26 protein-coding genes and 2 tRNA genes are annotated in these 26,968 nt (G+C 65.5%); 13 read left to right on the plus strand and 15 right to left on the minus strand.

The features are described from left to right. Positions 1–73: 73 nt before the first annotated feature. Genes C8J44_RS02880 through C8J44_RS02890 form a run of 3 tightly spaced genes read right to left on the minus strand, consistent with a single transcriptional unit; the run spans position 74 to position 1,565 of the window. Positions 74–994, minus strand: coding sequence for a class I fructose-bisphosphate aldolase (locus C8J44_RS02880; RefSeq protein WP_121885202.1), 921 nt, complete (start codon positions 992–994; stop codon positions 74–76). 14 nt (positions 995–1,008) lie between these two features. Beyond that, entirely contained in the window at positions 1,009–1,338 is a 330-nt protein-coding gene (locus C8J44_RS02885) for a type II toxin-antitoxin system PemK/MazF family toxin (RefSeq protein WP_244187087.1), read from the minus strand. Then, positions 1,335–1,565: a ribbon-helix-helix protein, CopG family gene (locus C8J44_RS02890; RefSeq protein ID WP_121903276.1), complete on the minus strand. Its 231-nt coding sequence runs from the start codon at positions 1,563–1,565 to the stop codon at positions 1,335–1,337. The genes C8J44_RS02885 and C8J44_RS02890 overlap by 4 nt, the downstream gene beginning before the upstream one ends. Before the next feature lie 130 nt (positions 1,566–1,695). Here C8J44_RS02890 and C8J44_RS02895 point away from each other — a divergent pair, with 130 nt between their 5' ends. Further along, the gene (locus C8J44_RS02895) at positions 1,696–2,199 is read left to right on the plus strand and encodes a TlpA disulfide reductase family protein (RefSeq protein ID WP_121903277.1); all 504 of its coding nucleotides are present in this window, start codon (positions 1,696–1,698) and stop codon (positions 2,197–2,199) included. On the opposite strand, the gene C8J44_RS02900 is transcribed toward C8J44_RS02895, so the two are convergent. The 3 genes from C8J44_RS02900 to gap form a co-directional block, all read right to left on the minus strand. Further along, complete coding sequence (locus C8J44_RS02900; protein WP_121903278.1) at positions 2,196–3,386, minus strand: phosphoglycerate kinase; 1,191 nt, start codon at positions 3,384–3,386, stop codon at positions 2,196–2,198. The genes C8J44_RS02895 and C8J44_RS02900 overlap by 4 nt on opposite strands. After that, the gene (locus C8J44_RS02905) at positions 3,383–3,793 is read right to left on the minus strand and encodes an MOSC domain-containing protein (RefSeq protein WP_220683090.1); all 411 of its coding nucleotides are present in this window, start codon (positions 3,791–3,793) and stop codon (positions 3,383–3,385) included. The genes C8J44_RS02900 and C8J44_RS02905 overlap by 4 nt, the downstream gene beginning before the upstream one ends. A 184-nt stretch (positions 3,794–3,977) precedes the next feature. After that, positions 3,978–4,988 (minus strand): type I glyceraldehyde-3-phosphate dehydrogenase, encoded by a 1,011-nt coding sequence (gene gap, locus C8J44_RS02910; RefSeq protein ID WP_121903280.1) that lies wholly within the window; start codon positions 4,986–4,988, stop codon positions 3,978–3,980. A gap of 144 nt (positions 4,989–5,132) precedes the next feature. On the opposite strand from gap, the gene C8J44_RS02915 reads away from it, so the two are divergent. From C8J44_RS02915 to C8J44_RS02930, 4 genes are all read left to right on the plus strand, one after another. Then, positions 5,133–5,327 (plus strand): hypothetical protein, encoded by a 195-nt coding sequence (locus C8J44_RS02915; RefSeq protein ID WP_181321090.1) that lies wholly within the window; start codon positions 5,133–5,135, stop codon positions 5,325–5,327. Continuing rightward, positions 5,327–5,635: a cell division protein ZapA gene (locus C8J44_RS02920; protein WP_056048487.1), complete on the plus strand. Its 309-nt coding sequence runs from the start codon at positions 5,327–5,329 to the stop codon at positions 5,633–5,635. The genes C8J44_RS02915 and C8J44_RS02920 overlap by 1 nt, the downstream gene beginning before the upstream one ends. Positions 5,636–5,839: 204 nt before the next feature. Next, entirely contained in the window at positions 5,840–6,373 is a 534-nt protein-coding gene (locus C8J44_RS02925; RefSeq protein WP_121903281.1) for a 5-formyltetrahydrofolate cyclo-ligase, read from the plus strand. Beyond that, positions 6,370–6,570, plus strand: a complete 201-nt coding sequence (locus tag C8J44_RS02930; RefSeq protein WP_056048481.1) for a DUF2842 domain-containing protein — start codon at positions 6,370–6,372, stop codon at positions 6,568–6,570. Before C8J44_RS02925 ends, C8J44_RS02930 begins: the two co-directional genes overlap by 4 nt. A 306-nt stretch (positions 6,571–6,876) precedes the next feature. Here C8J44_RS02930 and C8J44_RS02935 read toward each other — a convergent pair. The 4 genes from C8J44_RS02935 to C8J44_RS02950 form a co-directional block, all read right to left on the minus strand. Next, positions 6,877–6,953, minus strand: a tRNA-Asp gene (locus C8J44_RS02935). Positions 6,954–7,052: 99 nt separating this feature from the next. Beyond that, positions 7,053–7,129 (minus strand) — tRNA-Asp (locus C8J44_RS02940). A gap of 54 nt (positions 7,130–7,183) precedes the next feature. Further along, complete coding sequence (locus C8J44_RS02945; RefSeq protein WP_121903808.1) at positions 7,184–8,332, minus strand: AI-2E family transporter; 1,149 nt, start codon at positions 8,330–8,332, stop codon at positions 7,184–7,186. A 360-nt stretch (positions 8,333–8,692) separates the two neighbouring features. Continuing rightward, positions 8,693–10,399, minus strand: coding sequence for a class I adenylate-forming enzyme family protein (locus C8J44_RS02950; RefSeq protein ID WP_121903809.1), 1,707 nt, complete (start codon positions 10,397–10,399; stop codon positions 8,693–8,695). 193 nt (positions 10,400–10,592) lie between these two features. Here C8J44_RS02950 and C8J44_RS02955 point away from each other — a divergent pair, with 193 nt between their 5' ends. From C8J44_RS02955 to C8J44_RS02980, 6 genes are all read left to right on the plus strand, one after another. Further along, positions 10,593–11,813 carry a serine hydrolase gene (locus C8J44_RS02955; protein WP_121903282.1) on the plus strand — a complete coding sequence of 407 codons (1,221 nt, stop codon included), beginning with the start codon at positions 10,593–10,595 and terminating at the stop codon, positions 11,811–11,813. Positions 11,814–11,928: 115 nt separating this feature from the next. Continuing rightward, the gene (locus tag C8J44_RS02960) at positions 11,929–13,959 is read left to right on the plus strand and encodes a 3-hydroxyacyl-CoA dehydrogenase NAD-binding domain-containing protein (protein WP_121903283.1); all 2,031 of its coding nucleotides are present in this window, start codon (positions 11,929–11,931) and stop codon (positions 13,957–13,959) included. Between the two features lie 37 nt (positions 13,960–13,996). Continuing rightward, positions 13,997–15,301: an amidase family protein gene (locus C8J44_RS02965; protein ID WP_121903284.1), complete on the plus strand. Its 1,305-nt coding sequence runs from the start codon at positions 13,997–13,999 to the stop codon at positions 15,299–15,301. A gap of 4 nt (positions 15,302–15,305) precedes the next feature. Continuing rightward, positions 15,306–16,487 (plus strand): acyl-CoA dehydrogenase family protein, encoded by a 1,182-nt coding sequence (locus C8J44_RS02970; RefSeq protein WP_121903285.1) that lies wholly within the window; start codon positions 15,306–15,308, stop codon positions 16,485–16,487. Positions 16,488–16,579: 92 nt separating this feature from the next. Then, entirely contained in the window at positions 16,580–17,707 is a 1,128-nt protein-coding gene (locus C8J44_RS02975; RefSeq protein ID WP_121903286.1) for an acyl-CoA dehydrogenase family protein, read from the plus strand. Positions 17,708–17,780: 73 nt separating this feature from the next. Beyond that, positions 17,781–18,668, plus strand: a complete 888-nt coding sequence (locus C8J44_RS02980; protein WP_121903287.1) for an acyl-CoA thioesterase II — start codon at positions 17,781–17,783, stop codon at positions 18,666–18,668. A 9-nt stretch (positions 18,669–18,677) separates the two neighbouring features. Here C8J44_RS02980 and C8J44_RS02985 read toward each other — a convergent pair whose 3' ends face one another. Then, entirely contained in the window at positions 18,678–20,351 is a 1,674-nt protein-coding gene (locus C8J44_RS02985; RefSeq protein WP_121903810.1) for an amidohydrolase, read from the minus strand. Between the two features lie 8 nt (positions 20,352–20,359). Continuing rightward, entirely contained in the window at positions 20,360–21,214 is an 855-nt protein-coding gene (locus C8J44_RS02990; protein WP_121903288.1) for an NAD(P)-dependent oxidoreductase, read from the minus strand. A gap of 57 nt (positions 21,215–21,271) precedes the next feature. Here C8J44_RS02990 and C8J44_RS02995 point away from each other — a divergent pair, with 57 nt between their 5' ends. Together C8J44_RS02995 and C8J44_RS03000 are read left to right on the plus strand one after the other, a co-directional pair. Further along, the gene (locus tag C8J44_RS02995) at positions 21,272–22,531 is read left to right on the plus strand and encodes a threonine ammonia-lyase (protein ID WP_121903289.1); all 1,260 of its coding nucleotides are present in this window, start codon (positions 21,272–21,274) and stop codon (positions 22,529–22,531) included. 127 nt (positions 22,532–22,658) lie between these two features. Further along, on the plus strand, positions 22,659–23,435 hold the full coding sequence (locus tag C8J44_RS03000; RefSeq protein WP_121903290.1) for an arginyltransferase: 777 nt from the start codon (positions 22,659–22,661) through the stop codon (positions 23,433–23,435). A 253-nt stretch (positions 23,436–23,688) separates the two neighbouring features. On the opposite strand, the gene C8J44_RS03005 is transcribed toward C8J44_RS03000, so the two are convergent. Genes C8J44_RS03005 through C8J44_RS03015 form a run of 3 tightly spaced genes read right to left on the minus strand, consistent with a single transcriptional unit; the run spans position 23,689 to position 26,968 of the window. Next, on the minus strand, positions 23,689–24,498 hold the full coding sequence (locus tag C8J44_RS03005; protein WP_121903291.1) for a transglutaminase family protein: 810 nt from the start codon (positions 24,496–24,498) through the stop codon (positions 23,689–23,691). After that, the gene (locus tag C8J44_RS03010) at positions 24,498–25,433 is read right to left on the minus strand and encodes an alpha-E domain-containing protein (RefSeq protein ID WP_056048449.1); all 936 of its coding nucleotides are present in this window, start codon (positions 25,431–25,433) and stop codon (positions 24,498–24,500) included. The genes C8J44_RS03005 and C8J44_RS03010 overlap by 1 nt, the downstream gene beginning before the upstream one ends. Then, positions 25,433–26,968, minus strand: coding sequence for a circularly permuted type 2 ATP-grasp protein (locus C8J44_RS03015; protein ID WP_121903292.1), 1,536 nt, complete (start codon positions 26,966–26,968; stop codon positions 25,433–25,435). Before C8J44_RS03015 ends, C8J44_RS03010 begins: the two co-directional genes overlap by 1 nt.

Below are 26,968 nucleotides of genomic sequence, written 5' to 3' on the forward strand. Positions count from 1 at the left end.
CCGCCCCCTAGCCGCTCATATCCGCCACGTCACCCCGGCGCATGACCGAGGCGACGTGCAGGCAAACCGAGGCTTATTCCTCGTTCTTGTAGATCCGGATGATCCGGTCGAGCATCGCCAGCGCCTCGTCGCGCGGACGCTGGAAGGTGTTGCGGCCGATGATCGAGCCGTTGCCGCCGCCGTCGCGAATGTCGCGCGCGTCCTGGAAGATCGCGTCCTCGCCCTTCGACGCGCCGCCCGAGAAGACGTTGATGCGACGTCCGGCAAAGCTTGACTGGACGACATGCTTCACGCGGTCCGACTGCTTCGACCAATCGGTGTTCGCATACAGCGGCTTGGCTTCCTTCTGCTCGATATGCGCGGTCGGCAGCTTGGTCTTGATGATGTGCGCGCCGAGCAGCGCTGCGATGTGCGCGGCATAGGCACCGACGTCCAGCGCGAGCTCGCCGTCCTTGGTCAGCTCGCCGCCGCGTGGGTACGACCAGATCACCGTCGCGATCCCGACCGACTTCGCCTCTTCGCTCAGCTCGCGGATTTCCTCGACGAGATCGAAGAACTGGTCCGCGCCCGGGTAGATCGTGAAGCCGATCGCCGCCGACCCGAGCCGGACCGCGTCCGACACCGTCGCCGTCACCGCCTGATCGATCGTCGTCGCCCAGCTGTTCGAGCTGTTGCACTTCAGGATCGTCGGGATCTGCCCCGCAAACGTATCCGCCCCCGCTTCGAGCATCCCGAGCGGCGCGGCATAGGCGCTGAGCCCGGCATCGATCGCCAGCTGATAATGGTAATGCGGATCGTACGCCGCCGGATTGACCGAGAAGCTGCGCGCCGGGCCATGCTCGAACCCCTGGTCGACCGGCAGGATAACGAGCTTGCCGGTGCCGCCAAGCTTGCCCTGCATCAGGATGCGCGCGAGGTTCGCCTTCACCGCCGAACTGGTGGCTTCGTACTTGTCGAGAATGGTTTTGACTTGCGGGGTGATCGTGGAAGTCATGCTGAAATCCTGTCTTAAAGTTCGAGCCAACGGCGCAGTGCGTCGTCGACTCGGGTCATGGTGGTGATGGGTATCGTACCGATAATCTTGACGATCTTGTTGCGGTCGAGCGTATCAACCTTGTCGATCTGGATCTCGCTATCGCGAAAGAGGCCGGTTTCCGCCGATGCCTCGAGCGACACGCGAAACAGGTTCGTCCCGCTAATGACGCTGGTCAGGGGGCACAGAGAAACCGTCGCGTGATCTGCAAAAAGGTCTGATTGGACCACAAGAAAGGGGCGCGGCTTGCCAGAGAAATCGCCCTTGCCCGCTCCGACGACGATCATACCGCGGACGAATTTCATGCAGGGGGCGCCCCGATGAGTGCGTCCCAATCCTCTCCACCTGTTTGCCTATCGTGATCAGCCGCCGCGAGCGACTGACGCCGTGCCTCCGCCAGGAAAGCCTCGTCGTGGCGTTCGACATAGCGTCGCACGGCTTCGCGTGCGATATCGCTCTTGCTGCGCCCCTGGGTGCGCGCAACCGCCGCGAGTCGCTCTTCGAGTTCGCTATCGAGCCTGACGCCGAGCATCCGAGTCTCCGTTTAACATGTTAAACATAGGCGCGCGTATCGCTGGGATCAATCCCCTGTGCGTTCGGTAGGTCGCGTGATTGACGGAAGGTCGTCCGCCGTCGACACTGTCTGAAAGGGGACACAGGTGATGACGATTTTCCGCTCAATCATGGCGTGTGCGGCGCTGCTGGGGGCATTCGCGGTACCGGGACCAGCAACTGCCGCTGCGGTAAAGATCGGCGAGCATGCGCCCGACTTCGAACTGACGCTGATCGACGGCAACAAGGTCCGCAGCGCCGACCTTCGCGGGCAGGTCGTCGTTCTGAATTTCTGGGCAACGTGGTGCGGGCCTTGCAAGGCGGAACTGCCGCTGCTCGACAATTACTATCGGCTTCGCAAGGATCACGGGCTGCGCGTGTTTGCGGTGGCGACAGAGGATTCGCTCCCCGCGTTCAAGCTGAAACCGCTGTTCGCGGCCATGGCGATCAGTTCCGCGCGGCGGATCAAAGGACCGTTCGCGGTGATGGGCGCGCTGCCGACCAACTACATCATCGATCGCGCCGGCATCGTCCGCTATGCAAAAACCGGCGCGTTTAGCCTAGATGACCTGAATGGTCTGCTGATCCCCCTGCTGAAAGAGCCGGCGCCTTAACGCGTGAGCGCTGCAACGCCGGGGAGGTCCTTGCCTTCCATCCATTCGAGGAACGCGCCGCCTGCGGTCGAGACGAAAGTAAACGCGTCCGCGACGCCAGCGTGGTTGAGCGCGGCGACCGTATCGCCACCACCGGCTACCGAAACGAGCGAGCCGCCCTCGGTCAATGCCGCTGCGGTCTTCGCCAGAGCCACGGTTGCCCTGTCGAACGGCGCCGTTTCGAACGCGCCGAGCGGGCCGTTCCAGACCAGCGTGCGGCAGTTCTTGAGCACGTCGCCGAGCGACTCGACTGCGGCCGGCCCGACGTCGAGGATCATCTCGTCGGCGGCGACTTCGTGGACGTTGACGGTGCGGGTGGCGGGGTTCGGCTTGAACTCCTTCGCGACCACCACGTCGTACGGCAGGTGGACGATGCAGTTCGCCTTCTCCGCCGCTTCCATGATCTGTTCGCAAACGCTCGCAAGCTCATGCTCGCAAAGGCTTTTACCGACATCGACGCCGCGCGCCGCGAGGAAGGTGTTCGCCATGCCGCCGCCGATGATCAAATGGTCTACCTTGGTGACGAGATGGCGCAGCACGTCGAGCTTCGACGACACTTTGGCGCCGCCGACGACTGCCGCGACCGGATGCTCGGGCTCGCCAAGTGCCTTCTGGAGCGCATCGAGTTCGGCTTCCATAGCGCGACCGGCGAAGGCGGGCAGGACGTGCGCGAGACCCTCGGTCGAGGCATGCGCGCGGTGCGCAGCCGAGAAGGCATCGTTGACGTAGAGATCGCCAAGGCTTGCAAACCGCTGGACGACCGCCGCGTCGTTGGTCTCCTCGCCGCCGAAGAAGCGCGTGTTCTCCAGCACCGCGATATCGCCGGGTTCGAGCGTAGCGACGGCATCATCCGTCCCTTCCCAGTCGATGTAGCGGACTTCGCGGCCGAGCACTTCGCTGTAAGGCTTCACGACTTGCGACAGCGAGAATTCGGGGCTCGGGACGCCCTTGGGACGACCGAAATGCGCGAGGACGAGGACGATCGCGCCTTTGTCGGCAAGCTCGCCAACGGTCGCAACGGTCGCGCGTAGCCGAGTGTCGTCGGTGACGCGACCCTCGGCCATCGGCACGTTGAGGTCTTCGCGCACGAGCACGCGCTTGCCCTGGATGTCACCCATATCATCGAGCGTCTTGAATGGCTTGGTCATGGTTCTTCGATCCTGATCTCATCACCGACGGCGATACTGCCGCCCATCAAAACTCGTGTACAGGCCCCGCCGCGCCAGTCGGGCGTCAGCGCGGCGAACAATCCTAGCGCCAATGCATCCATGCGGTCGCACGGATCGGTGTGGCGCGTCACCTCCAGCACGACGTCCGCGCCGATGCGCAGCCGCGTGCCGGGTATCTGGGGAAGATCGAAGCCGTCGACCAGCAGATTGGCACGTCGCTCGTACCACGGAATATCGCGCCCGACTTCGGCCATCGCCGCGTCCCAGTCGCCACGTTCGAGCAACGTGACCTGCCGCCGCCCCTTGCCGCCGGGCTTCACGCGACCGCGGAAGTCGCCGTGCAAGCCAGCCTCGATGGTGATCTCGACATCGTCGATAACCTCCATCGGGGCTTTGGCGCGGGCGTGGCGCGCGATGCCGGCAATCGCGCTGACCATCGTTAAGGCCTGGGGCCGGGCCACCGCCCCCTCCCCGTTCGTGTCGAGCGCAGTCGAGACACCATTTGTCACGGGAGACGACTTCTCGACTGCGCTCGAAGCGAACGGGAGAGGAAGTACATTGATCGCAGGCTTAGATGAACTTCGCCATCGCGGTCGCCGTATCGACCATGCGGTTCGAGAAGCCCCACTCGTTGTCATACCAGCTGACGACGCGGACCAGCTTGCCGTCGATCACCGCGGTTTCCAGGCTGTCGATCGTCGACGATGCCGGGGTATGCTGGAGATCGATCGAGACGAGCGGCTCGTCCGACCAGTCGAGCACGCCGACCAACGGGCCGCTCTCGGACGCCGCCTTCAACACCGCATTCACCTCTTCACGCGTCGTATCGCGCGACGGCGTGAAGGTCAGGTCGATCAGCGATACGTCCGGCACCGGCACGCGGATCGCCGAACCGTCGAGCTTGCCCTTCAGCTCCGGCAGCACTTCGGCAACCGCACGTGCGGCCCCCGTAGTCGTCGGGATCATCGACATCGCCGCAGCACGCGCGCGACGCAGGTCGGGGTGGATCTGGTCGAGGATCTTCTGGTCGTTGGTGTACGCATGCACGGTCGTCATCAGGCCGCGCTCGATGCCGATCGCATCGTTCAGCACCTTGGCGACGGGCGCGAGGCAGTTGGTGGTGCACGACGCGTTCGAGACGATCGTGTGATCGGCGGTCAGCTTGTCATGGTTGACGCCGTAGACGACGGTCAGGTCGACATTCTTGCCCGGTGCCGAGATCAGCACCTTCTTCGCGCCGGCATCGAGATGCTTCTGGCAGCTCGCCTTGTCGGTGAAGAAGCCGGTGCATTCCAGCACGATGTCGACGCCCAGCTCGGCGTGCGGAAGATTGGCGGGGTCGCGCTCGGCGGTGACGCGGATGCGCTTGCCATCGACGACCAGCTCGTTGCCCTCGGCCGAAACCTCACCCGGATACTTGCCGTGCACGCTGTCGCGCTTGAACAGCCAGGCGTTCGACTTGGCATCGCCGAGATCGTTGATCGCGACGAGTTCGAGTGCGCCGTTCGACTGTTCGAGTACCGCGCGGGCGACGAGACGGCCGATGCGCCCGAAACCGTTGATCGCAACCTTGACCGTCATTGCTGTCTCTCCGCTACGCCCGCGAGTCCGTTCCGGGCGCGCAGCCTTTGCGGGGCGGTGGGGCGCCCTGTCAACACCGTGGATGGTGATGGGTTTCGCCTAAACCGACTTGTCGCACCCCCCGTCCATGCTATCTCGCATGGCATGTCAGAAACACTTCCCGACGGACCAACCGCCGTCGAACGGATCGACGCCGCGATCGCACGGATCGAATCCGCCATTGCAGCCCGCACCGAAGCCGGCGACGCGCTCGCCAAGCGCCACGCCGCGCTCAAGGCGCGGATGGCCGAAGCCGTCGCCGCGCTCGACGACGTCATCACGCGTGGGAGCCCGAATTGATGGCCCAGGTCATGCTCGATATCGGCGGCCGTCCCCACGCCGTCGCCTGCCGTGACGGCGAAGAGTCGCGCGTCCGTCTGCTGGGCGCGATGGTCGCCGAACGCTGGGCCACCGCGGACCGGGCGGCCGGCGGTCTCAGCGCCGAGCGCGCGATGCTGTTCGTCGCGCTGATGCTCGCCGACGACCTCGACGAAGCCGCGCACCGGCCACCCGAAGGCTCCGCAGTCAGCGAGATCGCACTTACCCGGATCGCCGATCGTCTCGAAGGGCTCGCACAAGCCCTTGAGCTTAGCCCGCCCAACGCCTAGATTGGTTGTGGCGGGTTCTGCCCGGTACGAGCCTTTATTATCCCTGAGGCTATTCATCATCCATAGGGGGCTGTCCCTGTTAGGATCCTGGTCCGAAGCACATGGTCCCCACCTGACGTACCGTGCGTCAGTGGATAACCCGGCACACGGCCATGGTGGGCCCGCCACACCACCATCTTCCCCCTATCTCAGGGTCGCACGCGCATGACCGACAAGAGCGCGCTGAGAGCCTCGCTCCGCGCCGCGCGGGAAGCGCACCCGCAGGTCGAGCTTCCTGTGTCGTCGACGTTTCTGGCACGGCTGAAACCCGGACTTACGGTCGCCTCCTACGTCCCGTTTGGAGGCGAAGCCGACCCCTCGCCCTTTGCGCGCGCCGCCGTCAATGCCGGATGCATCATTGCCCTGCCCCATGTCGTCCGCCGCTCGCTGCCGATGCGCTTCCTGTCTTGGGCGACCGAGGCGGCGCTGATCGCCGGACCGTTCGGGCTGCACCAGCCCGCCGAGGACGCCGCCGAACTCGAACCCGACATCATCCTGACACCGCTCGTCGGCTTCGATCGCAGCGGCAACCGGATCGGCCAGGGCGCCGGCTATTACGACCGCGCCTTCCTCGCCCACCCGAACGCGTGGCGCGTCGGGGTTGCGTTGTCGGTGCAGGAAGTCGACACGCTGACCCCAGACCCGTGGGACGTCCCGCTCCACGCCATCGCCACCGAATCAGACTGGATCACGCCATGACGCCAACCTGGCGCAAACCCGTCGGCATGCTCGGCATCTTGCTACTGATCCTGGTGTGGTGCGTGGCCATCGTCAGCTTGTCGAACATCGTCGGCAGCTGGCACTGGCTGGGGCAACTGGTGTTCTACCTGTTCACCGGCCTGATCTGGATCGCGCCGCTGAAGCCGGTCCTGCGCTGGATGGAGCTCGGGCGCTAACGCCTGCCAGCTCCCGCTCTGCTCGACACGCTCTTCGGCCCTCCGGGCGTCGTGGAACACGCCCCCACCCCCGTTCGTCCCGAGTAGCCGTCGAGTAGCCGCGCAGCGGCGTATCGAGAGGGCGTATCGAAGGACAGGTTGGCGCGCGGAACCCATGCTTCGATACGAGCCCTCGATACGCTTCTTCGAAGCTACTCGGTCTCTACTCAGCACGAACGGTGTGGGGGAAGATGGTCCTAACCCGGTGGGAGGACTGAATGCTCTCGGCATCCGAAACTTTGAAGGGTTTCGGCCACCCCATTAGGGTGGCGCGAGTGACGGGACTCGAACCCGCGACCTCCGGCGTGACAGGCCGGCGCTCTAACCAACTGAGCTACACCCGCATTCCCAATGACGAACCTTAGCGCCCCAAAGGAACACGCGGGAAGGCTCGTCAAAACCTCAACACTATCTCGAACCATCTACCCGGTCAGGGCAAACGATGGCGCGAGTGACGGGACTCGAACCCGCGACCTCCGGCGTGACAGGCCGGCGCTCTAACCAACTGAGCTACACCCGCTGAAACAGCGTGGAGGCGGCAACTAGGCGAGGGTTCGGATACCGTCAACCCAAATTATCCGCCAGTTTCACGTTGTGTCTCGGGCGGGTCCCCACGACGGCGATTTCGCCCAGTCTTGGGCTGCACCAGCGTCCCGTGCTCGAACAGGAACCCGGCGATATCGGGCTTGCCGGCGGCCTTCACGATCGTCTGGATTATGATCAGCAGCGGAACCGCGAGCAACGCGCCCGACGTGCCCCACACCCATCCCCAGAAGCTCAGCGAGATCAGGATCAGCAACGGGCTGATCGTCAGCCGGTGCCCGACCACGAACGGCGTGATCGCGTTCGCCTCGACCAGGTGCAGCCCGTACATCAGCGCCGGCGGCAGCATCGCCATCCAGATGTCGGAGAACGTCATCAGCCCCCCCAGCGCGAGCAGGAACGCTCCGATCACCGGCCCGAAATACGGGATGTAATTGAGCAGCGCGACGATCCCGCCCCACATCGCCGGATACGGCATGCCGATGAACCATAACGCCGTCCCGGTGACGATCCCGAGCACGATGTTGATCAGCGTGATCGTGCCGAGATACGCCGACACGTCGTCGACGATGTCCTGGATCACGCGCGCGGTCGCCATCGCCCCATCGAAGCTGGTCCGCCCGGTGATCGTCTGCCGCCGCATCCGCGTCCAGCCCGAGAGGAAGAAGAACACAATAAGGACACCGAACAGGAATTGCACGATAACGGCCGGCGCCGACGTCGCAGCAAGTTCCAGGATCGACCCCGGTGCGGCAACGCCTGCGGTCGCGGGCTGCTTGATCGGCGTCGACGCGACCTGCCGCAGCGTCTTGTTCACGTATTTCTCGAGGCTCGAATACAAATCGAGCAACGGTGCGAGGTTGCTCTGGATTCGGTCCAACCGCGTCGGCAGCAGGCGGAAGAAGTCGGTGGCCGGCACCAGGATCGCGGCGATCGCGATGTTCGCCGCTATCAGGAACACGAGGATGCAGAGGATCGCGGCGAGCGGCGACGGCACATGACGCCGCTCGAGCCATTCCAGCACCGGCACGAGCGCCACTGAGATCACCAGCGCGATGGTCAGCGGCAGAAAGAACTCCGCACCCGACTTCAGCGCGAACGGCGTGGCGAGGATCAGCCCGACACCGGCGGTCAGCGTCAGCGCGGCGAGCAAACGGTCGCGCCGCTGCGCAATTCGCATAGCATCCTCGACCCCGACCGCGATCGGCAACCCGAACGCACTCTCGGCCGGCGGACCTTCCGCAAAGACGCCGTCCCCGCCCTGCGGTTGGTGCGTTTCCTGGCGAAGACCCTCGTCCGTCATGGCAATTCCTTTGCCACTCCCATCCCGTAATCCCGGCCGGCATTCAAGCGGCGCGCGGCGCCAGCGCGATGGAATTCCTCGAAAAGACCGCGTTAAGTCTGATGATATCTTGCTGCGGAGACACTTTACCTCCGTCATCCTGACGAACGTCAGGACTCAAATCCAAAAAGCGCTGCCCTCCGTTGCCCTGGGTCCTGACGTTCGTCAGGTTGACGGAGCAGTATCAGGTACGGTCTCCTACGCCGGCACGCCCACCCGGTCCTCGAACAGCACCTGCAGGTCCTTCTTCAGGATCTTCCCGTTCGCATTCCGCGGCAAAGTTTCATGCACGAAGCGCACCGCGACCGGCGTCTTGAACGCCGCCAGATGTTGCCGCACCCAACTCTGCAACTCCGCCTCGGTCGTCACCGCGCCCGGTGCGAGATGAACCACCGCAGCCGGCTCCTCGCCGAGGATCCGGTGCGGAATGCCGATCAGCGCCGCATCGGTCACCGCGGGGTGCGCGTAGAGGACGTTCTCGACCTCGCTCGAATAGATGTTCTCGCCGCCGCGGATGATCATGTCCTTGGCGCGGTCGACGATGTAGCAGAATCCCTCTTCGTCGAGCCGCGCGAGGTCGCCGGTCCGGACCCAGCCGTCGACGAACGTCGATGCGGTCGCTTCGGGTTTGTTCCAGTAGCCCTTCACGATCATTGGGCCGCGTGCCCAGAGTTCGCCGACCTCGCCCACCGGCATCTCCGTCGCGCCGTCTTCCGCCATGATCTTCAGGTCGGCGGCGGCGACCGGAGGCCCCGCGCTGGTCGGGCGGTTGAGGTAATCCTCGCCGCCGTGATGCGTGACGGTCGCCATCGTCTCGGTCATGCCCCAGCCATTGCCGGGCATCGCGCCGAACTCGGCATGGATCCGCTTCACCAGTTCGGATGCCGCTGGCGCGCCGCCATAGGCGATCGATTCGAGTGACGAGAGATCGTAGCGGCCACGGTCGGGATGCTCGAGCAGTTGCCACGCGATGGTCGGCACGCCCCCGGTGATGTTGACCTTCTCGCGCTCGATGATCTCCATCGCGCGGATGGTGTCCCATTTCCGCATGAAGATCATCGTGCTGCCGGTCGCGATCACCCCCATCATGCCCGCCGAGCAGGCGGTGACGTGGAACAGCGGGATCACGGTGAGCGCCACGCGCGGCGTCGGCTCGGGCGGTGCCTCGCCGCGGCGCAGGAACGAGCGCGCCGAGGAATAGCCGCCTGAGATGATGTTCGACATCATGTTGCGGTGCGTGCCGAGCGCCCCCTTCGGCGCGCCGGTGGTGCCGCTGGTGTAGAAGATCGTTGCATCGTCGTCGGGCGCGATCGTTGCCTCGGGCAGGCCAACGTCAGGCAACGCAGCCCAGTCGTGCGGCGTGCCGATCACGTCCTCAAGCTGCGTCACGATCCCGGTCAGCGGCTCCGCGGCGCGCGCGACGAACACGTGCTCCAGCGCCGGCAGCGTCGCGTAGGCCGCCTCCAGCCGGTGATGACGCTCGTCGTCGGTGATCAGCACGCGCGCGCCCGAATCGGCGAGGCCGTATTCCATCTCCGCGCCGGTCCACCACGCGTTGAGCGGCACCATGATCGCGCCGATGCTCGCACCCGCAAAGAACGCGACCGGCCATTCGGGCAGGTTGCGCATCGCCAGCGCGACGCGGTCGCCGGGACCGATCCCCATCTCGCGCAACCGGTGCGCCAGCACCGCGATCGCGCGAAAGTTCGCCTCGTAGGTGACGCGCTCGTCCTCATACGCCGTGAAGACCCGTTCGCCATGCGCGCGCGCCGCCTCGGCCAGCCAGCGCAACGACGGCGGCGCGTTCTTCCAGATGCGCGTCTCGATGCCGTCGATCGTCAGCATCTCCATCTCGAACTTCGCGCCGGGCGCGGTCAGCATTCGCTCGGCATCGGCGAGCGACATCGCCGGCCAGGAGGGATCGAGTGCGATGATCGGTTCGCTTGCCAAGACCGGTTGACTCCAGAGTTGAATTTCGGGTTTGGCTTATCGCCTGTTCGAAGACAGGTTATAGTTGATTCCTGCCGCACTCAAGGCAATAGAGGCACCAAGTTCGAACTAGGGGTATGGAGCGGGTCATGACAGGGACGGCCAAATCGTGAGAATCGCTGGACCTGCCGCGCATGGCTTCGATGCGAGCCGGTTGGCGGCGATCGATACGCTGCTCCGGACGCGCTACGTCAAGTCGGGCAAGCTGCCGAACGCGCAATTGCTGATCGCGCGCGACGGCGAGATCGTCCATTTCTCGAACGCGGGGGCGGCGCGTGAGGGCGGCAAGAGCGTCGACGAAGGATCGCTATTCCGGATCGCATCGATGACCAAGCCGATCACCTCGGTCGCGTTCATGATGCTGGTCGAACAGGGCCTCGTTGCGGTCGATACGCCGGTCCACCACGTGCTGCCCGAGTTCAAGGATATCGGCGTCTATGATGGCGGCGGTGGCGGCGTGCCCTTCGCGACCAGGCCGACCGCCGAGCCGATGCGGATGGTCGACCTGCTCCGCCACACCTCGGGGCTGACGTATAGTTTCCAGAACCGGTCGAATGTCGATGCCGCGTACCGCGAGGGCAAGATCGAGGGCTGGCACGGCGGCTATGACCTCGACGGCTTTATCGGCGCGCTGGCGAAGATCCCGCTCGAATTCTCGCCAGGCACCGCGTGGAATTATTCGGTCGCGACCGACGTGCTCGGCGCGGTCGTGCAGCGCGTGTCGGGCCTGCCGCTCGACCAGTTCTTCAAAGAACGCATCTTCGCGCCGCTGAAGATGGACGACACCTTCTTTCAGGTTCCCGCCGACAAGCTCGACCGCCTGACGGACTGCTACACGCTCGCACCCGGCAAGGGCCGCGTGATGTACGATCGCGGCGCGGAGAGCGCATGGAGCCGTCAGCCTAAGCTCGTGTCCGGCGGCGGCGGGCTCGTCTCGACCGCGCTCGATTATCACCGGTTCAATACGATGCTGCTGAACGGGGGCGAACTCGACGGCGCGCGCATCCTTGGGCGCAAGACTCTTGACCTGATGACGCAGAATCACCTGCCCGGAAAATCGGATCTCGCGGCGATGTCGAAGTCGCTGTTCAGCGAGGCGTCGAACGCGGGCACCGGCTTCGGGCTCGGGTTCGCGATCACCGACGACGTCGCGAAGACGATGGTGCCGGGGTCGAAGGGCGAATTCTACTGGGGCGGGATGTTCTCGACCGCGTTCTTCGTCGATCCCGTCGAACGCCTGTCGATGGTGTTCATGACACAGCTTTCGCCGAGCAGTTTCTATCCCATCCGCCGCGAGCTGAAGACGATGATCTACGCGGCGATGACCTGATCCCCCAACGGCCGTCATCCCGGCGGACGCCGGGACCCAGGGCCGCACGCACACCGAATTTGGCTCTGGGTCCCGGCGTTCGCCGGGATGACGGGGTCAGCACCAGGAGACTAGAATGACCAGCCCGATCCGCACCGAACGCCATGACGATGTGCTCGTCATCATCTCGAACAATCCCCCCGTCAACGCGCTCGGCGCCGCAGTCCGGCAGGGTCTCGAAGCGGCGGTCAAGGAAGGCGTGGCCGACGACAGCATTACCGCGATGGTCATCCGCTGCGACGGCCGCACGTTCTTTGCGGGCGCCGACATCACAGAGTTCGGCAAGGAAATGGTCGAGCCCGGCCTGCCCACCGTCGTCGACATGATCGAGGCGTCGTCGAAGCCCGTCGTCGCGGCGATCCACGGCACCGCGCTGGGCGGCGGCTGCGAAGTCACGCTCGGCTGCCATTACCGCGTCGCAGTCCCTTCGGCGAAGATCGGTACGCCCGAGGTGAAGCTCGGCCTGCTCCCCGGCGCGGGGGGCACGCAGCGTATTCCGCGGATCGCCGGCGTGAAGCTCGCGCTGGAGATGACCGCGAAGGGCGATCCGATCTCGGCGAAGAAGGCGCTCGATGCCGGCCTGATCGACAAGATCGTCGGCGAGGACTCGCTCGAAGCCGACGCCGTTGCCTTCGCGCGCGAGATCGCCACGAAGCGTCCCCTGCCCCGCGCGTCCGAGAAGACCGCGCAGGCCGATCCCGATGCGGTCGCTGCGTTCAAGAAGGAGAACGCCCGTCGTTTCCGTAACTTCGACGCGCCGGCTGCCAACATTGCCTGCGTCGAGAAGGCCGCCGACGGTTCGAGCTTCGAAGAGGGCATCGCCTTCGAGCGCCAGGAATTCATGAAGCTGATGATGGGCGTGCAGTCGGCTGCACAGCGCCACATCTTCTTCGCCGAACGCCAGGCGGCCAAGATCGACGACGTCCCCGCCGACACCAAGCTGCGTGAGATCAAGCGCGTCGGCGTGATCGGCGCGGGCACGATGGGCGGCGGCATTTCAATGAACTTCCTGTCAGCGGGCATCCCCGTCACGATCGTCGAGATGCAGCAGGAGGCACTCGACCGCGGCACCGGCGTCGTGCGGAAGAACTACGAGGCGACCGCAGCCAAGGGCCGGATGAAGCCCGAGCAGGTCGAGCAGGCGATGGGCGCGCTGAAGCCGACGCTCGACTTTGCCGATCTGGCCGAATGCGACCTGATCATCGAGGCGGTGTACGAGACGATGGAGGTGAAGAAGGAGATCTTCACGCGTCTCGACGCGATCGCCAAGCCAGGCGCGATCCTGGCGTCGAACACGTCGTATCTCGACATCGACGCGATCGCCGCTTGCACCAAGCGGCCCGAGGACGTCGTCGGGATGCACTTCTTCTCGCCGGCCAACGTGATGAAATTGCTTGAAGTCGTACGCGGCGACAAGACCGCTGACGACGTGCTCGCGACGGTCATGGCGCTGGCGAAGAAGATCAAGAAGGTCGCGGTGGTGGCCGGCGTCACCTACGGCTTCATCGGCAACCGGATGCTGATGCCGCGTCAGGTCGAGGCGACCAAGCTGCTGCTGGAAGGCGCGAGCCCGGAGCAGATCGACAAGGTCCATGTCGCGTTCGGGATGCCGATGGGGCCGTTCCAGATGAGCGACCTGGCCGGCGTCGACATCGGCTGGCACCGCGATCCGAGCCGGATCGAGAACATCCGCGATGCGCTGGCGGCGGAGAACCGCTGGGGCCAGAAGACCAAGGCGGGGTTCTACGATTACGACGAGAAGCGGACGCCGTCGAACTCGGCGCGGGTCACCGAGATCATCGACGATTTCCGCAAGAAATCGGGCGTGACGCCGCGCGAGATCAGCGACGAGGAGATCGTCGTGCGGACGCTCTACACTATGGTCAACGAAGGCGCGCTGATCCTCGAAGAGGGCAAGGCACAGCGCGCGTCGGACGTCGATGTGGTGTGGATCTACGGCTACGGCTGGCCGGTGTACCGCGGCGGACCGATGTTCTGGGCGCAGTCCGAGGGGTTGCCGAAGGTCGTCGCGGGGCTGGAGAAATACGGGTTCCCGGTGGCGAAGTCGCTGAAGGACGCGGCGGCATCGGGCGGTCGGCTGAAGTGATCGATCGCGGTCGTTTCCTGCCGGTAGTCGATCGCTGATGGAGCGGTCCGCGCTCCAGACGGCGGCTGCGATCCGTGCGGGCGAGACGACCGCGCTCGCCGAGTGCGACGCGGCGATCGCGCGGATCGAGGCGCGCGACGGTGCGATCAACGCCGTCGTCGTCCGCGATTTCGCGCGGGCGCGAGAGGCGGCGCGGGCGCTCGATGCGGAGGGTCCGGACGACCGGCTGCTGTTCGGCGTACCGATGACGGTCAAGGAATCTTTCGACGTCGCCGGTCTTCCGACCAGTTGGGGCGTCGGCGTCCACCGTGACAACATCGTCGACCGCGATGCCGTCGCCGTAACCCGGCTGAAGGCGGCGGGCGCGGTGATCCTCGGCAAGACCAACGTGCCGGTGCGGCTGAGCGACTGGCAGGCCGACAACCCGATCCATGGCCGGACGAATCATCCCATCGATCCGACGCTGACACCCGGCGGATCGTCGGGTGGTGCCGCGGCGGCGCTCGCGTCGGGGATGGTACCGCTCGAACTCGGCTCCGATATCGGCGGCTCGATCCGCGTGCCGGCCGCCTTCTGTGGCGTCTGGGGGCACAAGCCGACCTATGGCGCCTTGTCCGATCTCGGCCACCGCGTGCCCGGCACCGATGGGGCGAGCGCGGTTCTCGGCGTGATCGGGCCGCTCGCGCGCAATCCGGAGGATCTGGCCGTCGTGCTCGACGTTCTAGCCGATCTTCCGCTGCCTCGCCCGAGCGTCGATCTTGCCCGGCCGCGCATCCTGCTGCTGACCGCGCATCCCGCAGCGCGCGTGGATGCGTCCATCGTATCGGCGATCGAGCATGTCGGTGAGGTGCTGAGCCGCTCCGGCGCAACCGTTTCGCATGCAGTGCCACCGATCGACCTCGCCGCGCAGCATGCCGACTATATACGGATGCTCGGCATCGCGATGACTCGCGGCGGACCCGCGCGCGACGGCAAGGTCGCGACGCTGTCGCACTGGTTCGACCTGCTCGATTCGCAGACGCGGTTGCAACGCGCCTGGGGCGCGCTGTTCGAGCAGTTCGACGCAGTAATCGCGCCGGCGAGCGGCGTTAACGCCTTCCCGCATATCGCCGAGCGCAACGTCGCGCGGCGCACGCTGTCGATCGATGGCGAGGATACCCCGTTCGGCGTCCAGTTCGCCTGGGCGGGCCTCGCCACGTTCCCCAATCTGCCCGCGACCAGCGTGCCCGTCGGGACCGACCCGCGCGGCCTGCCGATCGGCGTGCAGGTCATCACCAACCGTTACCGCGACCACGACGCGATCGCCGTCGCCGCGCTGTGCAATCGACTAAGCAGGAGCTGATCCGATGTCCGACCTTGATACTTTCCGGTCCGAAACGCGTGCGTGGCTCGCGGAGAATTGCCCGCCCGAGATGCGCAAACCCGTGCGGTCGGAGGACGATGTCTGCTGGGGCGGGCGCCAGTTCAAGCCTTCGAGTCCTGCGCAGAAGGAATGGCTCGACAAGATGGCGGCGAAGGGCTGGACCGTGCCTGATTGGCCGAAGGCCTATGGCGGCGGTGGCCTGTCGCCCGCAGAGACGAAGATCCTGCGCGAAGAAATGGCGGCAATAAAGGCGCGCAACCCGCTCAACTCGTTCGGGATCTCGATGCTCGGGCCGGCATTGCTCAAATACGGCACCGAAGAGCAGAAGCTCGATCACCTGACCAAGATCGCGCGCGGCGAGATCCGCTGGTGCCAGGGCTATTCCGAGCCGAACGCAGGCTCCGACCTTGCCGGTCTCGCCACATCGGCGGAGGACAAGGGCGACCATTATCTCGTCAACGGGCAGAAGGTGTGGACGTCCTACGCCGACAAGGCGGACTGGATCTTCTGCCTCGTCCGCACCGACAAGACGTCGAAGCAGGGCGGGATCAGCTTCGTGCTGTTCGACATGGCCTCGCCGGGCGTGTCGACCAAGCCGATCCTGCTTATTAGCGGCAATTCGCCGTTCTGCGAGACGTTCTTCGACAATGTCGAGGTGCCCAAGGTCAACCGCGTCTACGAGGAGAACGAGGGCTGGGACGTCGCGAAGTATTTGCTCGGGCATGAGCGCGAGATGATCTCGGGAATGGGGCTCGCGTCGAGCGGCGGCAATCCTTTGATCGACGGGGCGATCGCGACTGTGGGCTTGGGGCATGACGGGCGGCTGGCCGATCCGCTGTTGCGTGCGTCGATCGCGCTGTTCGAGGTGCGCGCGAAGGCGTTCGGGGCGATGTCCGAGCGGTTCATCGACGAACTGAAGGCGGGCAAGGCGCACCCGGCCCAGCCGAGCATGATGAAATATTACGGGACCGAGCTGAACAAGGGTCGGTACGAATTGATGATGGCGGCGGGCGGATCGGATGCGCTCGAATGGGACAGCGAGCGGTCGCGCGGCGGTGCGATCCCGCGGTCGTGGCTGCGCACCAAGGCGAACTCGATCGAGGGCGGGACGAGCGAGATCCAGCTCAACATCATCGCCAAGCGGATCTTGGAATTGCCTGCCTGACATTTGACCGTTCTCCCGCGAAAGCGGGAGCCCAGAATCACGAACGCTGCGCGTGGGGCTCCTGAGCCCCCGCCTCCGCGGGGGGAACCAGAATGCCACTGTATCTAGACGACGACCAGACCGTCCTTCAGGACACCATTCGCGATTTCGTCGCCGAGCATGCGCCGGTCAGCCACATGCGCGCGCTGCGCGATGCCGACGACAAGACCGGCTTCTCGCGCGACCTTTGGAAGCAGTTCGCGGAGATGGGCTTTACCGGCATCCTGATCGGCGAGGAGCAGGGCGGGCTCGGGCTCGGCCATGTCGAGGCGGGCGTGGTGCTGGAGGAGATCGGGCGCAATTTGTCCCCCTCCCCGTTCCTCTCCACCGCGGTCGCGGCGGTCGAGGCCTTGAAGGGCACGGCGCTGGCCGAACGCTGGTTCCCCGGCATCATCGCCGGCGAGACCGTCGCCGCGCTCGCGATCGACGAGGGCGCCAAGCACCGCGACACCGTGGCGATGACCGCGGAACGCTCGGGCAACGGGTTCAAGCTGACCGGCGCCAAGCGGTTCGTGACGCATGGCCACACCGCCGACCTGATCATCGTCGCTGCGCGCACCGGTGGTAGTGCCGACGACAAGGATGGCATCACGTTGTTTGCGGTGCCGAAGGACGCTGCCGGGCTGACCGCGAACGCCGAACGCCTCGCGGATGCGAGCTTGGCCGCACGGCTAGAGTTCGAGGGTGTTGAGGTCGATGCAGACGCGGTGATCGGCGAGGTTGACGCAGGTCGTTCGCCGCTCGATCGCCTCCTTCGCGCAGGTCGGACCGGAGCTTCGGCAGAACTGCTAGGCGTTGGCGGCGGCGCCATGGACATGACGATCGGCTATATGAAGGAGCGCAAGCAGTTCGGGACGCTGATCGGCAGTTTTCAGGCGCTCCAGCACCGGGCCGCGCATCTGTATTCGGAGATGGAGGTGGCACGCGCCGCCGTGTTGAAGGCGCAACAGTTGCTCGACCTGGGCAGCGACCGCGCCGACGAGGCGGTCTCGGTGGCCAAGGCAATGACCGCGCTGGCGACCACGCTCAGCGTACAGGAGGGCATCCAGATGCACGGCGGCATCGGCATGACCGACGAGTACGACATCGGCTTCTACATGAAGCGCGCGCGGGTGCTGGCGGAGATGTTCGGCGATGCGAACTTCCACGCGGACCGGCTGGCGGTAGCGGCGGGGTATTGACCCAAACCTGTACCCCCGCGAAGGCGGGGGCCCAGTCTGGGCTCCTGCCTTTGCGGGAGAACAAGGAAGTTAGATGACCGCGGAAACTGCAGACACGTCGCCCGAAGCACTTGCCCAAGGCCTCGTCGACCTGCTTGAGATCGAGGAGGTCGATACCGATCTCTATGTTGGCAAGCGCCAGCCGGGCGGGGTCGGTCGCGTGTTCGGCGGGCAGGTGATCGCGCAGGCTTTGCAGGCGGCGCAACGCTCGACCGAAGGCCCCAAGGCCGCGCACTCGCTGCACGCGTATTTCATGCGGCCGGGCAACGAGGACTATCCGATCGTCTTCCGCGTCGTCCGCGACTTCGAAGGCCGCAGCTTCGCCACCCGGCGCGTGATCGCGATGCAGAAGGGCCAGCCGATCCTCAACATGGCGGCGTCGTTCCAGATGCCGGAAGAGGGGCTGCACCATCAGGATGCGATGCCCGACGTGCCGGCGCCTGAAACCCTGCGCTCCGACCGCGACCTGCGGCTGGAGAATATCGACGGCATCCCCGAGAAATTCCGCGCGCACATGTTGCGTTGGCGGCCGATCGAGGTGCGCCCGGTCAACCCTCGCAGCTGGATCGATCCTGCCCCGCAGGAGCCGCATTATGCCAACTGGTTCCGCCTGGTCGCGCCGATCGGCGACGATCCGGCGATGCACCGCGCGATCCTGGCCTATGCGTCGGACATGGCGCTGCTGGGCACCGCGCTGCTGCCGCACGGCATGAACTGGATCACACCCGGCATGCAGACCGCCAGCCTCGACCATTCGCTCTGGCTGCACGAGGATTTCCGCGCCGACGACTGGTTGCTCTATGCGTGCGACAGCCCATGGTCGGGCCACGCCCGTGGCTTCAACCGCGGCAAGATCTACGCACGAGATGGCCGGCTCGTCGCCAGCGTCGCGCAGGAAGGCCTGATCCGGATGCGCCAGTAACTTGCCCGGTTACTTGCGCACCCAGACCTTCTCGCCACCGATCCACGTCTCGCTGACCTTGGTCGCGCGCAGATCAGTCGGCGAGGCAAGCGTCGGGTCCTTGTCGACGACAATGAAGTCCGCGCGCTGGCCCGGCGCGAGCGCACCGAACTGCTTCTCGGCGAACCCGGCATAGGCCGCAGCACCGGTCATCGCCCACCACGCCTGTTCGCGCGTCACCAGTTCCTGCGGCTGCCACCCGCCCTGCGGTTGCCCGTTGGCATCCTGCCGCGTGAACGCCGACGCCCAGGTCGCGAACGGATCGGGCTTTTCGACTGGAAAGTCGGTCCCGAACGCGAGCTTGGCGCCGTTGGTCAGCATCGATTTCCACGCATAGGCCCCCGCCAGCCGGTTCGGCCCGAGCCGCGCCTCCGCCATCGTCCGGTCGCTGGTCGCATGAGTCGGCTGCATCGAGGCGATCGTGCCGAACTTCCCGAACCGCGGCAAATCCTCGGGCGCGACCACCTGCGCATGCTCGATCCGCCAGCGGCGATCTCCGGTATAGGTCTCGCTCTCGACCTGGATCGCGTCGAGCACTTCCTGGTTGGCCTTGTCGCCGATCGCGTGGACCGCGACCTGATAGCCGTCCATCGCCGCGCGGCTCATCTGATTCTGGAGCTGGTCGTCGGTCAGGAAGCCGAGGCCCGACTGACCCGGTGCGTCCGAATACGGCTTCAGCAGCCACGCGCCACGCGACCCGAGCGCACCGTCCGCATATAGCTTCACGCCGCCCATCCGCAGACGATCGTTATAGAGCCACGGTGTCGGCCCCTTGCCGCCGATCCGGCTCGCGGTGTCGATACCGAGCGCATAGCTCATGATTCGCACGCGAAGCCCGCCGATATCCGCCATCCGGCGATAAGTCAGCCAGTCGTCGAGGGTGGTGCCCATGTCGGCGACAGCGGTGACACCGTAGCCGAGAAGGATGCTCTGCGCGGTCAGGAATGCGGCGTCGCGCTCCTTGGGAAGCGGTTGGGGTACGACCTTCTCGATCAGCGCCTGCGCGCCGTCGACGAACACGCCCGCGGGCGCACCGCCGGTCTTCTCGATGCGTCCGCCGGAAGGCGAGACGGTGGCGGCGGTGACACCGGCTTCGCGCATCGCCTCGCGGTTCGCCCAGCCGGCATGGCCATCGGCGCGCGACAGCCAGATCGGGTGACCACCCGAGACGGATTCGAGATCGGCGGCGGTCGGGAAGCGACCCAGCCCCCAGACCTCCTGGTTCCAGCCGCGCCCGAGGATCCACTTCCGATCGGGATTGCCCGCGATGTACGCCGCGATCCGCGCCTTCGCCTCGTCGAGCGACTTGGTCATCGACAGATCGAGCGACAACGCGCCGAAGCCGAGTTCGAGGACATGGCCATGCGCATCGACGAAGCCCGGCAGCACGGTCTTGCCGCCCATGTCGACTCGCCAGTCGTAGAGTGGCTTGCCGGCGTTCTTCTTCAATTCCTTGCGGCTAAGCTTGGGGGCTTCCTCGCCGGGGGGCACGAGCCGCGTGACGCGACCGTCCTTGTCGACCAGGATCGCCTTGAAGTGGATCACGCGGCCACCGTCGGCGACCGTGATGCCGTTGACGTTGTCGACGATCCCATCGGCAACAGCGGGGGTCGAGAGCAGCGCGATCGCGGCTGCGGAAACCATCAGACGCATCACTTCGGCAATCTCCGTACCAGCGCGCTCGTATCCTGACGGGCGCCGCCAATCGCCTGAACATCGGCGTAGAATTGATCGACTAGCGCCGCGACGGGGAGCACCGCGCCGTTGCGCCGCGCTTCGTCGAGCGCGAGACCCAGGTCCTTGCGCATCCAGTCGACCGCGAAGCCGAAGTCGAACTCCTCCTTCGCCATCGTCGGCCAGCGATTGACCATCTGCCAGCTCTGCGCCGCGCCGCCCGAGATCGCCTCGAACACCTTGTCGAGATCGAGCCCGGAGTTTTGCGCGAACCGGATCGACTCTGCGACGCCCTGGATCACCCCGGCGATCGCGATCTGGTTGCACATCTTGGTCGTCTGACCCGCGCCAGCCTCACCAACATGGACCACACGCAAAGCATAGGCCTGCATGAAGGGTTCGGCCTTCGCCATCGCCTCGGCCGAGCCGCCGCACATGATCGAGAGCTTGCCGTTCTCCGCGCCAGCCTGTCCGCCCGATACGGGTGCGTCGACCACCAACGCACGCTCGCCCGCGAGCCGCCTTGCGATTGAGGCCGAGACCGTCGTGTGATCGACGAAGACCGCATCGTCGCGCATCGCGGCGAACGCGCCATCGTCGCCCAGAGTGACCGAGGCGAGATCGTCGTCGTTGCCGACGCAGGCGAACACCGCATCGGCATCCTTCACCGCGGCGGCCGGCGCGTCGGCGACCTTGCCGCCATATTTATCTGCCCATGCCAACGCCTTGGCCTGAGTCCGGTTGTAGACGGTTACGTCGTGCCCTGCCGCGGCGAGATGTCCCGCCATCGGCGCGCCCATGACGCCGGTTCCGATGAATGCCAGTTTTGCCATAGCGTCCGCGCATAAGCGGTGTTTCCCACGCGCGCCAGATGGTCTAGCGGGTCGGACATGGCTACCCACGCTGCCGTAGCGGCACCCACCCTCCCCGTCTCGATCGACGACGTCCGCGTCGCGCATGACCGGATCCGCGACTCGATCGTCCGCACGCCGACGTTGATCAGCAAGACGCTGAGCAAGATGACCGGCGCGACGGTGTATCTGAAGTTCGAGAACCTCCAGTTCACCGCGGCGTACAAGGAACGCGGCGCGCTCAACACGCTGTTGCAGCTGTCGGCCGAAGCACGCGCGAAGGGCGTCATCGCCGCATCGGCAGGCAATCACGCGCAGGGCCTCGCCTATCACGCCAACCGGCTCGGCATCCCGACGACGATCGTGATGCCGACCAACACGCCGACCGTGAAGGTGATGCAGACCGAGGGCCATGGCGCCAACGTCGTTCTGCACGGCGAGACGTTCGACGCGGCCTATGCGCACGCCCGCATCCTCGAGGGCGAGTGCGGCTTCACCTTCGTCCACCCGTTTGACGACCCGCGCGTCATTGCAGGGCAAGGCACCGTCGCGATCGAGATGCTGGAGGACGTGCCGCAGATCGACACTTTGGTCATTCCGATCGGTGGCGGCGGGTTGATCTCGGGCATGTCGACGGTCGCGCGGGCCTTAAGCGAAGCGCCGGGCGGTCACCCCATCGAGGTCGTCGGCGTGCAGGCCGAGCTGTTCCCATCGATGTATAACCGTATCAACGGCACTGACATGGCCTGCGCCGGCGATACGCTGGCCGAGGGCATCGCGGTCAAGGAGCCGGGCGCCATCACCTCGAAGATCGTTGCCGAGCTGGTCGACGACATCGTCCTCGTCAGCGAACGCAGCCTTGAGGAATCGGTCAGCCTGCTGCTCCAGATCGAGAAGACGGTGGTAGAGGGTGCGGGTGCCGCTGGACTCGCCGCGTTGCTGTCACATCCCGAGCGGTTCGCGGGGAAGACCGTCGGCATCGTGCTGTGCGGGGGCAATATAGATACGCGGCTGCTCGCCAACGTGCTGTTGCGCGATCTGGCGCGGTCGGGTCGCCTCGCAAGGCTCCGGATCCGGTTGCAGGACAAGCCCGGTGCGCTGTTCCATGTCGCGCGAATCTTCGACCAGGAACGCGTCAACATCATCGAGATCTATCACCAGCGCGTCTTCACGACGCTGCCGGCGAAGGGTCTTATCACCGACATCGAATGCGAACTGCGCGACCGCGCGCATCTCGATCGGCTGGTAGGTGCACTGCGGGCTGGCGGGTACGAGACGTCGACCGTCGAGCTAGCGTGATCCCATTCTGATACGGTCACTTACCGCGTTAACCGACATTCGTGGTAAACCGATTGCACGTTTGCGCTGGGCGGCCATATACGAGGCGACGCGGCTGATCGCGCCTGCCTGAAGGACTTTCCGCTCGGTGACTGCGCCCTTTCGTTTTCCGCGCTTCTTCGTCACCAGCCCTGCGCCGTGCCCGTATCTGCCGGATCGTCAGGAGCGCAAGGTGTTCACCGAGCTGACCGGTCCGCATGCGAACGAGTTGAACGATGCGCTCGGTCGGATCGGGTTTCGTCGCAGCCAGGGGGTGGCGTATCGGCCGTCTTGTGCGGGCTGCACGGCATGCGTCTCGGTCCGCGTGGTTACGGATGAGTTCGTGCCCAACGCGACGCAGCGCAAGTTGCTGAAGCGGCTCGGCGATATCGAAGTGACCGCGTGCAAGGCGTGGGCGACCGACGAGCAGTTCCAGTTGCTGCGTCGTTACCTCGGGACGCGGCATCCGGGCGGCGGCATGGCGGGGATGGACGAGGACGACTATGCCGACATGATCGAGCATTCACCGGTGAATTCGGTGATTGTGGAGTACCGCGAGCCGACTGTCGATGGGGTGCAGGGCGCGCTGATTGGCGCCTGTTTGACCGATCGCCAGGCGGATGGATTGTCGATGGTCTACAGCTTCTTTGCGGCGGACGACGCGGCGCGGCCGGGGTTCGGCAACTTCATCATCATGGACCATATCCTGCGGGCCCGCGATGCCGGGCTGCCGTATGTGTATCTCGGATACTGGGTAAAGGGCTCACCGCGGATGGAGTACAAGACGCGGTATCGACCACTGGAAGTGCTGGGGCCGGCTGGGTGGCGGCGGCTGGAGGATGCTGATCTGGTGACGCAAGCCGTGCGGGTTGCTGCGCTGGTTTGAAGACGGGGGACTCATTTTAGTCCACTTGCGGATCCCAAGAACCACCACCCCGGCGAAGGCCGGGGTCCAATTGGGAAACGCTGCTAATTGAATGCGGCCCTCCGTTAAGACCACCTTGCCAATTGGGCCCCGGCCTTCGCCGGGGTGGTGCATCGGCGGAAAAATCCGTTGCCCCCATGTTCTCCTGCGGTCGCCTTGTTCTCCCGCGAAGGCGGGAGCTCAGTCTGGGTCCCCGCCTTCGCGGGGAAACAATCTAGTCCTCGCGCTGCACCACGACGTCGACGTCGAGTTCCTCGCCACCTTCGCCGAGCCGGGAGCCCGCTACCGGCGCCGCACCCGCCGCGTCGAGCGCCATTGCCACCCGGACGTAATGCTCCTCAGGCGACATCCCCGTGCACGGATCGAACCCTACCCAGCCGAGCCCGTCGACAAACGCCTCGGCCCAGCCATGCGGAGTCGGCAGATGCACCACCTCGTGATCGTTATTATGATACCCCGACACATACCGCGCCGGCGCCCCGAGCGACCGCGCGGCGACGGCGAACATCTGCGCCATGTCGCGCGGCGTGGCGCTTTCCATACGGAAGGCGGCGGAGGCGGTCCGACCGGGTTCGGGACGTCCGGCATCGAATACGAACCGCTTGTGGAATGCCCGGTTCAGCCGGTGCAATGCGCCGATCCGGTCGTGTGCGCCCTCGGCCGCATTGGCGGCGAACTTCGCGATTGCCGTGTCGAGAACGGTGGCCTCGGTGGACCGGAGGAACAGCGCGGGCGGCAGCGTCTCGTGCACGCCGTGCAGGACGCCGTCCGAATGACTGGTCAGCACCTCGCCCTTCACAGTGATCTCAATCCCGTCGACCGGCCCTTCGGCATACAACATCGTCACCGCGTTGCCGAAGCCGTCGCGACCGGGCCGCAGCCGCGCATCGCAATCGACGTCGATCCGCCACGACGCTACGGTCTGGTCGTGCGTGTTCTCGGGCGTAAGGCGGAGCATCTGCACCAACCGGCCCTGCGGCTGCGCGAAGCGGTAGATCGTGTGATGATCGATCGAAAGGCGCATCAGAGGAACTTGAACTGACGGCCGATCGCGCCGTGCAGCAACGCGTTCTCGGCGATGAACGCCTGCAGATACTGGTGCAGCCCGGAGGCGATGACCTCGCCCGATCGCGTCTTCGCCATCCGCGACGCACGCATCCGAGCCATCCGGTCGGCCTCGCCGTGGTTGCCGGTGCGCTTGGCGAGCAGGTTGAGCACGTCGACCGTCTCCTCGACCGACGCGGCCAGACTGCGCGGCAGTTCGGACCGTGCGAGCAGCAGGTCGATGACGTCGGCAGGCCGCAGCCCGTCATTGTAGAGCCACCGATAGGCAGTGACCGCGGACACGGTCTGGAGGATCGTCGTCCACTGATCACGGTCGATCGCACCGCCGAGCCGTTCGCCCTCGGGCAGCAGGATGTGATATTTGACGTCGAGCAGCCGCGCGGTGTTGTCCGCGCGCTCGACCGCCTGACCAAGCCGGATGAACCACGTCGTCTGGTTGCGGAGCATGCGGTGGACCGCACCTTCGAACCCGCGCGTCTCGTTCTTCACCGCCTCGACCAGATTCAGCTGCGACGTCGTACTGCCCGGCGTGGCGCGGTTCTCGAATAGCAGCCATGCGCGGTTGATCGCGGTCCAGGCCTCGCGGGTCAGCGCGGTGCGGACCGCCTTGGCATTGTTGCGCGCCATGTCGAGGCAGCGGACGATCGATCCCGGATGGCTCGAATCGAGCGTCAGGAAGCGCACCACGTCGCGTTGCCCGATCTCGACACCGGTCGCAGCGAACGCCTCGTCGGTTTCGGTGACGGCCAGGGCGGACGCCCAGGCGGCATCACCCGAGGGTTGCGACGAGAGCACATCGAGGCGGACGGTGGCTTCGACCAGCCGGGCGATAAAGTCGGCACGCTCGAAATAACGGCCGAGCCAGTAGAGCGAGGAGGCGGTGCGCGACAGCATCAGGAATTCCCGCCGGCCGTCTGCGCGCCCGACGTCTGTGCACCCAGGGTCTGCGTCATGCCGCCCATCGTCTGCGTCATCCCCCCGGCGTTCATCCGCTGCGACTGGTCGGCCATCAGCACGAAGCTGTCCTTGGTGCCGCCGCCCTGGCTGGAATTGACCACCAGCGATCCTTCCTTGAGCGCGACGCGGGTGAGGCCCCCAGGTACAACTTGGACGCCCTTGGAACCGCTCAGCACGAACGGGCGGAAGTCGACGTGACGGGGGCTAAGGCCGCCTTGCGCCATAGTTGGTACGGTCGACAGAGCGAGCGTCGGTTGCGCGATGTAGCGATGCGGCTCGGCAATGAGCGCGGCGCGGAACTCCTCGATCTCCTTTTTTGAGGCGGTCGGGCCAACGAGCATGCCGTAGCCACCCGAGCCGTCGACCAGCTTGACGACGACGTCTTCGAGGTTGTCGAGGACGAACTTCAACGCCTGTGGTTCGCGGCAGCGCCACGTCTCGACGTTGCGCAGCTTGCACTCGCCGCCCGAGTAGAACTTCACGATGTCGGGCATGTAGCTGTAGATCGCCTTGTCGTCGGCGATGCCGTTGCCCGGCGCATTCATGATCGCGACGTTGCCGGCGGCATAGGCTGCGATCAGCCCAGGCACGCCAAGCGCGGAATCCGGACGGAACACGAGCGGATCGAGATAATCGTCGTCGATCCGGCGATAAATCACGTCGACCTTCACGCGCCCAGCGATCGTCCGCATCCACACGACGTCGTCGTCCACCACCAGATCGGCGGCCTCGACGAGCTCGATGCCCATCGAGTCCGCCAGGAAGCTGTGCTCGTAATAGGCGGAGTTGTAGTGGCCGGGGGTCAGCAGCACGCAGGTCGGGTTGGAGCCCGTGCCGTGCGGCGCGACCGACTTCATCGTCTCGAGCAGAAGGTCTGGATAGCTGTCGACCGCCGCAACGCGGAACTCGCGGAACAGTTCGGGGCAGAGGCGGAGCATCGCCTCACGGTTTTCGAGCATGTAGCTGACGCCGGACGGCGTGCGCGCGTTGTCCTCGAGCACGAAGAAATCGTCGGGGCCGGTGCGGACGAGATCAATCCCACAGATATGCGCCCATACGCCGTGTGGCGGGCGGATACCGGCAATCTCGGGCCGGAACTGCGCGTTGCCGAGCACGAGGTCCTCGGGAAGGATGCCCTCCTTCAGGATCCGCCGTTCGCCGTAGATGTCGTCAAGGAACGCGTTGATCGCCTCGACGCGCTGAACGAGGCCATCCGATAGGCGGGTCCATTCGTCGTGGAGGAACACGCGCGGCACGATGTCGAACGGGATGATCCGCTCGGCCGCTTCGTTCTCGCCGTAGACCGCGAAGGTGATGCCGAGTTGCCGGAACGTCGTCTCGGCGGCTTCCTGCCGGCGTCGCAGCTCGGCGTCTGGCGTATCCTCGATCCACTTGCCGAGAGCTGCCAGTTCGGGCCGGGCGGTCGTGTCGCCCGGTGTTCCCATGATTTCGTCGAACGCTTGTTTCCCCAT

The organism is Sphingomonas sp. PP-CE-3A-406 (assembly GCF_003688625.1).
Taxonomy (GTDB): domain Bacteria; phylum Pseudomonadota; class Alphaproteobacteria; order Sphingomonadales; family Sphingomonadaceae; genus Sphingomonas.

Bases quoted from the DNA above. Each gene is read 5' to 3' on its own strand.
- C8J44_RS02885 (WP_244187087.1), bottom strand. From the start codon at position 1,338: ATGAAATTCGTCCGCGGTATGATCGTCGTCGGAGCGGGCAAGGGCGAT.
- C8J44_RS02895 (WP_121903277.1), top strand. From the start codon at position 1,696: ATGACGATTTTCCGCTCAATCATGGCGTGTGCGGCGCTGCTGGGGGCA.
- C8J44_RS02915 (WP_181321090.1), top strand. From the start codon at position 5,133: ATGTCAGAAACACTTCCCGACGGACCAACCGCCGTCGAACGGATCGAC.
- C8J44_RS02985 (WP_121903810.1), bottom strand. From the start codon at position 20,351: ATGGTTTCCGCAGCCGCGATCGCGCTGCTCTCGACCCCCGCTGTTGCC.
- C8J44_RS02995 (WP_121903289.1), top strand. From the start codon at position 21,272: ATGGCTACCCACGCTGCCGTAGCGGCACCCACCCTCCCCGTCTCGATC.
- C8J44_RS02980 (WP_121903287.1), top strand. From the start codon at position 17,781: ATGACCGCGGAAACTGCAGACACGTCGCCCGAAGCACTTGCCCAAGGC.
- C8J44_RS02945 (WP_121903808.1), bottom strand. From the start codon at position 8,332: ATGCGAATTGCGCAGCGGCGCGACCGTTTGCTCGCCGCGCTGACGCTG.
- C8J44_RS02975 (WP_121903286.1), top strand. From the start codon at position 16,580: ATGCCACTGTATCTAGACGACGACCAGACCGTCCTTCAGGACACCATT.
- C8J44_RS02920 (WP_056048487.1), top strand. From the start codon at position 5,327: ATGGCCCAGGTCATGCTCGATATCGGCGGCCGTCCCCACGCCGTCGCC.
- gap (WP_121903280.1), bottom strand. From the start codon at position 4,988: ATGACGGTCAAGGTTGCGATCAACGGTTTCGGGCGCATCGGCCGTCTC.
- C8J44_RS02960 (WP_121903283.1), top strand. From the start codon at position 11,929: ATGACCAGCCCGATCCGCACCGAACGCCATGACGATGTGCTCGTCATC.
- C8J44_RS02890 (WP_121903276.1), bottom strand. From the start codon at position 1,565: ATGCTCGGCGTCAGGCTCGATAGCGAACTCGAAGAGCGACTCGCGGCG.
- C8J44_RS02880 (WP_121885202.1), bottom strand. From the start codon at position 994: ATGACTTCCACGATCACCCCGCAAGTCAAAACCATTCTCGACAAGTAC.
- C8J44_RS02965 (WP_121903284.1), top strand. From the start codon at position 13,997: ATGGAGCGGTCCGCGCTCCAGACGGCGGCTGCGATCCGTGCGGGCGAG.
- C8J44_RS02930 (WP_056048481.1), top strand. From the start codon at position 6,370: ATGACGCCAACCTGGCGCAAACCCGTCGGCATGCTCGGCATCTTGCTA.
- C8J44_RS03015 (WP_121903292.1), bottom strand. From the start codon at position 26,968: ATGGGGAAACAAGCGTTCGACGAAATCATGGGAACACCGGGCGACACG.
- C8J44_RS02950 (WP_121903809.1), bottom strand. From the start codon at position 10,399: ATGTCGCTCGCCGATGCCGAGCGAATGCTGACCGCGCCCGGCGCGAAG.
- C8J44_RS02990 (WP_121903288.1), bottom strand. From the start codon at position 21,214: ATGGCAAAACTGGCATTCATCGGAACCGGCGTCATGGGCGCGCCGATG.
- C8J44_RS03010 (WP_056048449.1), bottom strand. From the start codon at position 25,433: ATGCTGTCGCGCACCGCCTCCTCGCTCTACTGGCTCGGCCGTTATTTC.
- C8J44_RS02900 (WP_121903278.1), bottom strand. From the start codon at position 3,386: ATGACCAAGCCATTCAAGACGCTCGATGATATGGGTGACATCCAGGGC.
- C8J44_RS02970 (WP_121903285.1), top strand. From the start codon at position 15,306: ATGTCCGACCTTGATACTTTCCGGTCCGAAACGCGTGCGTGGCTCGCG.
- C8J44_RS03005 (WP_121903291.1), bottom strand. From the start codon at position 24,498: ATGCGCCTTTCGATCGATCATCACACGATCTACCGCTTCGCGCAGCCG.
- C8J44_RS02925 (WP_121903281.1), top strand. From the start codon at position 5,840: ATGACCGACAAGAGCGCGCTGAGAGCCTCGCTCCGCGCCGCGCGGGAA.
- C8J44_RS02905 (WP_220683090.1), bottom strand. From the start codon at position 3,793: ATGGAGGTTATCGACGATGTCGAGATCACCATCGAGGCTGGCTTGCAC.